At 68.9% G+C, this 6,588-nt stretch carries 6 protein-coding genes; 1 reads left to right on the top strand and 5 read right to left on the bottom strand.

The features are described 5' to 3' along the window. From QH168_RS00585 to QH168_RS00605, 5 genes are all read right to left on the bottom strand, one after another. Positions 1-498 (bottom strand): alpha/beta hydrolase (locus tag QH168_RS00585; protein WP_280232362.1); only part of this gene is annotated, 498 nt, incomplete at its 3' end. Further along, entirely contained in the window at positions 495-1,427 is a 933-nt protein-coding gene (locus tag QH168_RS00590; RefSeq protein WP_280232363.1) for a glucosyl-3-phosphoglycerate synthase, read from the bottom strand. The genes QH168_RS00585 and QH168_RS00590, both read right to left, overlap by 4 nt. After that, on the bottom strand, positions 1,427-2,962 hold the full coding sequence (locus QH168_RS00595) for a glycosyltransferase family 39 protein (RefSeq protein ID WP_280232364.1): 1,536 nt from the start codon (positions 2,960-2,962) through the stop codon (positions 1,427-1,429). The genes QH168_RS00590 and QH168_RS00595 overlap by 1 nt, the downstream gene beginning before the upstream one ends. Continuing rightward, entirely contained in the window at positions 2,959-4,386 is a 1,428-nt protein-coding gene (locus QH168_RS00600; protein ID WP_280232365.1) for an MFS transporter, read from the bottom strand. The genes QH168_RS00595 and QH168_RS00600 overlap by 4 nt, the downstream gene beginning before the upstream one ends. A 2-nt stretch (positions 4,387-4,388) precedes the next feature. Beyond that, positions 4,389-5,807 (bottom strand): condensation domain-containing protein, encoded by a 1,419-nt coding sequence (locus tag QH168_RS00605; RefSeq protein WP_280232366.1) that lies wholly within the window; start codon positions 5,805-5,807, stop codon positions 4,389-4,391. Positions 5,808-6,018: 211 nt separating this feature from the next. Here QH168_RS00605 and QH168_RS00610 point away from each other — a divergent pair. Further along, positions 6,019-6,588 (top strand): alpha/beta hydrolase (locus QH168_RS00610; RefSeq protein WP_280232367.1); only part of this gene is annotated, 570 nt, incomplete at its 3' end.

Below are 6,588 nucleotides of genomic sequence, written 5' to 3' on the forward strand. Positions count from 1 at the left end.
GATGCCGGCGATAGCGTTGGCGCCGGTGCCCGAGAACGCCGAATCGATCACCGGTGGTAGCTCTTTCGTGAGGAAGGTCGTCCAGCGCTGCCTGCCGAGGATCGGGTCGTCGGAACGCCAGTCGGTGAAATAGCTGCCCGCACCGCCGATCGGGATCACGACGGTGACCTGCTTATCGGCGAAGAACTGCGCGATATCGGTTTCGTCGTACCAGCTTCCGTTGACGCCACCGTTGGCGCCGTTGAGCAGATACAGCACCGGCGCGGGCCGGTCGGGGTCGGCGGCGCGCAGCACCCGCAGCGACACCGGTGTATTCATCGACGCCGAATGCACGACGACATCCGCGACCCGTTCGGAGCGGTACTCGATTCCGGTCATCCGGGTCTCCGGTGAGGCGGATGGCGGCGACGAGGCGGCATCGACCGCCGATACCGACAGGCAGCCCGCCGCGACGACGACAGCAAGCAGGGCGCGCCGGATCCGAGATGCGGGATTCACGATCCGCTCCCCCGGCACGATGGGCCGACGCCAAGCCGCGCCATCGGCGGTCGATCGTCGAGGCTGACCTCGGAGTCCACCCGCCGCCAGCCGTCCCCCTCCGGCAGGTACTGGGTGAGCCCGATACCGGAGTCACGGATGCCGAGCCGGTCGAGCAGGGTCGCCGCGACCTGACGTGACATCACCGCCAGCTCATGGGTCGGCCGGTTGCGGTGCACCCGCACCCCGAGGTCGACCTGAGCGATCGCGTCCGGGCCATAGCGCTGCCAACAGTCGAGCAGGATACCGATCTCCACCCCGTATCCGGCGGCGAACGGAATGGAGGTGAGCAGTTCACGTCTGGCGGCGTACTCGCCACCCAGCGGTTGCACGATATCGGCGATGCCGGGCGCCAGCGCGGTGAGCAATGGACGGGCCAGCAGCTGGGTGACGCGGCCACCGCCGTCGCGGTCCGGTCCGGCGCCCAGCGGCCGGCGGTAGAACCCCTTGACGAGGGCGTAGTCGTCATCGCACAGCAGCGGCGCCAGCAGTGACGGCACGAACTGCGGCCCGGGATCGGTGAGATCGGCGTCGACGAACACGATCAGCTCGCCCGCGGCCACGGCCAGCGACCGCCACAGCACCTCCCCCTTACCCGGTCGCGGGTCGATGCCCGGCAGGGCCTCTTCCCGAGTGAAGACGGTCGCGCCCGCGGCCCGTGCGCGCGCGACAGTGCGATCGGTCGATCCCGAATCGATCACGAGCAGTTCATCGACGAGCCCGCCCAGCAGTGGGCGGATCGAGGCGATGACACCGGCGACGGTCGCTTCCTCGTCGAGAGCCGGCAGCACCACCGAGACACGGCGGCCTCGTTTGCGCTCCTCCAGCTCGGGGATCGACGGGATGTGGTCGAACCATGACAGCGGTTTCTGGCGGGTACGAGTGTGCATCACAGTCCTGGGTCGAAGGTCGGTGTGGTCGAACCGGACCAGATCTCGGGCCACGGCTGTCGCGGGTGGTCACAGCGCCACACCCGCAGATGTCGGTCGATGCCGGGGAATCCGGTGTCGTCGTCGCGGTGTGCGATCGGGGTGCAGGTCGACATCGCGCGGTGCAGTGCCGGTTCGGTGGCGCCGGTCGTCACCGAGACGATGGTGGTCACGTCGCTGGCGGGCATACCGAATTCGGCGTAGCCACGATTGGGGCTGTATACCGGCGGGAGGTCGGGTGGGCCGAGGATCTCCAAAGCCGCTGCCTGCCAATAGTTGTGGGTGACGATTGCCAGGGAGCCCCGGTCGGCGGCGGGAAGCTCGCGCACCGCAGCAGCGACGGTGCTCGTCAACTCGTCCCAGCCCTCGGTGCCGTACAGGCGCAGCCGCGTGGCCATCTCGGCGCCGGTATCGGTGGCCCCGTGCCTCGCCGACTCCGGGCGCGGCAGCGTGGTCACCGCCAGGATCGCGATCACGACCGAGACCGTCAGCGCCGCCGCACATACCCGACGCACCGTCAGCGCGGGCTGCCAGGTGATCGCGACCGCGCCCGCCGCGAACAGCACGGGAAACATTCCGGCCAGATAGTACGGTCGTCCGCCCGCCACGACCACGAACATCAGCAGTGCCGCACCACCGGCCAGCACGAAGCGGTACGGGCGAAATACCGCATCCGACACCAATATCCACAGCCCGAACGCGGCCAGTATCGCGCCGAGCAACCCCACCGACAGCCCGATCTGGAGTGGCAACCCGGACGCACCGCCCGTCGCCGCGCCCTGTTCGGCCCGGATCACCGCACCCATGGCCAGCTGCGGCCATCCGTGCCGGTACTGCCACCACAGACCGGGCAGTGCGGTCACGACCACCACGAGCGCGCCGAACCACAGCGCCGGACGTCTCAGCAGCTCGTGCGGGCCGGTGGCGATCACGCCGGCGAGCAGGCCCGCCGCCAGCACACCGACCAGCGGTTTCACCTGGATGTCGACGGCGAGCACCGCGGCCGCGACCAGCAGCCACCGATCCCGACGGGTCCGTGTCCAACGGATCAGCGCCCAGATCAGCACCGCCGACAACACGCTGTCGAAGGCGAAGGTCGACAGTGTGGCGGACTGGGTGATGAGGAACGGGCAGCTTGCGTACGCGGCGGCCGCCCAGATCTGCGCGGCACGGTCGCCGCCCAGTTCCCGCGCGATCGCCGCGGAGCAGACGACGGCGGCCACAGCGCAGAGGATCGAGGGAAACCGCAGCGCGAGCAGGGATTCCGTCGGCACCAGATCGATGCCGCGTGCGAGCAACGGCACCAGCGGGCCCTGATCCACATACGAGGGCGCCGGATGCCGCCCGGCGGCCAGGAAATACAGTTCGTCGCCGAAGTAGTCATAGCGGCCGGCACGCAGCGTCGATATCAGCCCGGTGACACCGGCAATCGCCGCGACCGCCGGGGCAGCCGACCGGGTGGCCGCGGAGACGGCGGTGGTCGATGCGCCGTTCATGACGCGCCACCGAGTGTGCGCGGCAGCCGAACACTGGTGAGGGCGGCGACACCACCGACCGCGGCCACCGACCAGAGCACGAACTGGCAGGCGGCCAGGTACGTATGGCTGCCGCCGTCGGCGCGGGCGAGGAACATCGACCCGAGCACCGCCGCCCCGAACGCACTACCGAGCTGCTGGACCGTCGGCGCCATCCCGGAGGCGTCACCGGTCGCCCGCTCCCCCAGCGCGGCGACCATCACCGCGGGTAACGGCACCACCGCCAGCCCCATACCCGCGCCCGCGAGGAACAGCGGAATCGGCAGCGCCCCGGTATCGACGACGCCGTCGCCCGGATGCAGTGTGCGAGCCAGTACCAGCACCGCGACGGCGAACAGCAGTAGGCCGACCGTCACCGTAGGGCCGCCCAGCCGGGCCAGCAGCAGCGGTGTCGCCGCTGCCGCGACCACCGCGCCGACCGCAAACGGCAGCAGCGTCAGCGCGGTGCGTACGGCGGTCCAGCCGAGCCCGGTCTGGGTGGTCACCGACACCGAGAACAGCAGTGCGGCGAACAAACCGTAGAAGACGAACATCAGCAGCGACCCCACCCGGAACGCCCGGTCGGCGAACAGCTCCGGGCCGATCAGCGCACGCCTGCCGGATGTCGCGAGGTGGCGCTGCCGGACGCCGAATCCCGCGAGCACCGCGCTACCGGCAACCAGCGTTACGACCAGGGCGGCCGACCACCCCCGGTCTGCGACACCGGCCAGCGCGCCGAGCACCATCGCCGCCCCGATCACCGACAACGCCGCACTCGGCAGCTCGAGCGATACCGACGCCCGGCCGCCGTCGATACGGATGTGGCGATACGCCAAGAGCAGCGCGAGCACACCGATCGGCAGGTTGAGCAGGAAGATCATCCGCCAGCCGAGGCCGTCCGAGCCGAGGCCGACCAGTAGGCCACCCACCAGCGGACCGGCCAGACCGGCCAGACCGGAGACGGCGCCGTGGAGACCGAAAGCTCTTATCCGCGCACGTGATTCGAAGGTGGCGGTGATGACCACGATGGTCTGCGCGGCCACCGCCGCGGCGCCGAGACCTTGCAGTGCGCGGGCCGCGGCAAGCTCCATCGCGCCCTGCGCCATCGCACACCACGCCGAGGCGAGGGTGAACACGGCCAGGCCAACCAGCATCAAGGGCCGACAACCGTATCGGTCCCGCAGCCGTGCGGCCGACAGCAACGTCGACCCGAACGCGAGACCATAGGCGGAGAAGACGAGCACCTGCGTCGAACCCGCGATCGCCAGGTCCTCGGCCAGCGCGGGCAAGGCGGTTGCCATGACCGTCAGGTCCAGCATCTGCATGAACACCGCCAGCAGGCACACCGTGAGCACAGCCGACGGCCGCACGTCCGGGGGTGCGTCGCTACGGTGCCGGGTGACCATGCTCAGCCCTCGAGACCGCCGACGACATCGCCCTCGGCGACCACGGCCTCGACGATCGCGGAGAAGGTCTTGATGTAGCGCTCCACCGAATCGTGCGCGACGACGGTATCGGGGAACAGCACGCTGAACGTGGTGACATCGGGAAATCGGTTGAACCACACGTAGACCTGGCCGGGAGCCGCCCGATTGGCGAACATACCGCCATTGATCCGGTCGAACATCTCCACACCCGCGATCTTGCGGACGTCGACGTAGGACATCATCATCGCCGTCCAGCCCGGTGCGGCGTGGATACCCTCGGCCGGGCCCGTCAGTTCCAGCACCCGGTGCGGTGAGATATGCGTGAGATCCTTGACTTCATCGACGGCCCGCTGGGTCCGTGCGACCAGCGCCGAGAAGCGGGCGTGCGCGGGCAGATCGACCGCGATCGGCACGAGATTGGTGTACCAGCCGATGGAACCGGCCTCCGCCGCCTCCGTACGGGTATTGACCGGTGACAGTACGAAATACCTTTCACTGCCGATCAATTCGTGCTCGGTCAGGGCGAGGGCGGCGAGCAACCCGCCGAGGAAGCGGCCGCCGTCGCGGGCGCAGATCAGCTCGAAACGTTCCGCCTCGGCACCGCTCAGCAGGGGAATCGTCACCTGGGCGCCGCGGGAGAAGCCGGGTTCGGCGCTGGCCCCCAGCGGCAGCGGGAAGCTCGGCATCGCGCCCCCATTGCGGTGCAGGACCGCCAGCCAGCGCTGGATCTGCGGTGATCGGGCCGTCAACGCGCTGTTGAGTTCGTGCTCACGCGCGCAATAGGCGAGATGACCTCCTACCGGATCGGGTTCGATCGCCTGCTCCGACAATGCACTGCCGTACAGGGTGAGCAGATCCGTGCAGGTCAACGCCTGCCCGACGCCGTCGGTGTGCAGATGGTCGACCGCGGCATACACGGTGAACGCATCGCCGTGGTCGATCACCCCGAAACCGAAGCAGTCCCATGAGCGCGCGTCCGGGACCTGCTCCTGCACCAGATCGCGAATCGCGTCGGCGCTGTCGCATCGACCGTGCTCTATCGCGGTCAGCTCGATGTCCTCCGGTGCGACGACATGCCGGGTCACCGTCTGGTCGGAGTCCACGGTGAAGCGGCTCCAGAACGTGTCGTGGCGACGCACGAACGCGGTGAACGCCCAGGTCAGCGCCGCCATATCGGGTTCGGCCGGTATATCGAAGGCGACCATGCACAGCCGGGAGGCGCGGGCCCTCGCGCCGCAACTCCGATGCGCGGTGCGCAGATATTCGCGCTGGGTGTAGGACGGCGGGCTCGGATGGCGCGGTGCGGCCGCGACCGCGGCGCGGGTGGCCGCCGTCGGGGTCCAGGCGGTCACGACACCCGGTTGCGGATTCCAATCGTCGAAGAAACCGAAATCGACCACGGAGGACCTCATTTCCCTGCGGTGTGGCTGTTGGAACGGACAACGTCGTCCGCGACCACGGATGAGAGTTAACGACAGCGGCACCCGGTCTCCAATGACCCATCGCGAACTATGTGGCCGATACCAAAGGGGTCTCATCCCGGTCGGGCCGTGCACCAAGGGAATGCGCAGACCATTGAGAACGCGCGATCCGGGCCACTACCGTCACCGCATGCGAACAGGGTCGGCCACCATCCGGTATCCGCGAGCACCGGTCCGACACCGGATCCGGCGGTTGGTGTGGATGGTCGCGTTCGTGCTGATCGTGTCGCCGCCTGGTCCGGCAACGGCCGAGCCGGTCGTCGAGCCGGTGCTCACGCAGATTCTGGCGGCGGCGCGGCCCGCCGAGAACGGATCGCACCTGACCGCGGTCCGTGCGGGGCCGGGACGTCGGCTGGATCTCCAGGTGTATTCCGCCGCCATGAACACCACGGTCACGGTGCGGGTACTACGCGCTGCCGACCCCGCCCGGCCCGCGCCGGTGCTGTATCTGCTCAACGGCGCGCACGGCGGGCGCGACGACAGCAGTTGGAACGATAGAACCGATATCGATGAATTCTTCGTCGACGAACAGGTCACCGTCGTGGTTCCGATGGGCGGCGCGGGCAGCTATTTCACCGACTGGCGTTCCGACGACCCGATCCTCGGCAGGCAGCGCTGGACGACCTTCCTCACGAAAGAGCTACCACCGGTGATCGATTCGGCGTTCTCGGGCACCGGCGCCAACGCTATCGCCGGCATC

The organism is Nocardia cyriacigeorgica, assembly GCF_029868385.1.
Lineage (GTDB): Bacteria > Actinomycetota > Actinomycetes > Mycobacteriales > Mycobacteriaceae > Nocardia > Nocardia cyriacigeorgica_F.

Bases quoted from the DNA above. Each gene is read 5' to 3' on its own strand.
- QH168_RS00590 (WP_280232363.1), bottom strand. From the start codon at position 1,427: ATGCACACTCGTACCCGCCAGAAACCGCTGTCATGGTTCGACCACATC.
- QH168_RS00595 (WP_280232364.1), bottom strand. From the start codon at position 2,962: ATGAACGGCGCATCGACCACCGCCGTCTCCGCGGCCACCCGGTCGGCT.
- QH168_RS00600 (WP_280232365.1), bottom strand. From the start codon at position 4,386: ATGGTCACCCGGCACCGTAGCGACGCACCCCCGGACGTGCGGCCGTCG.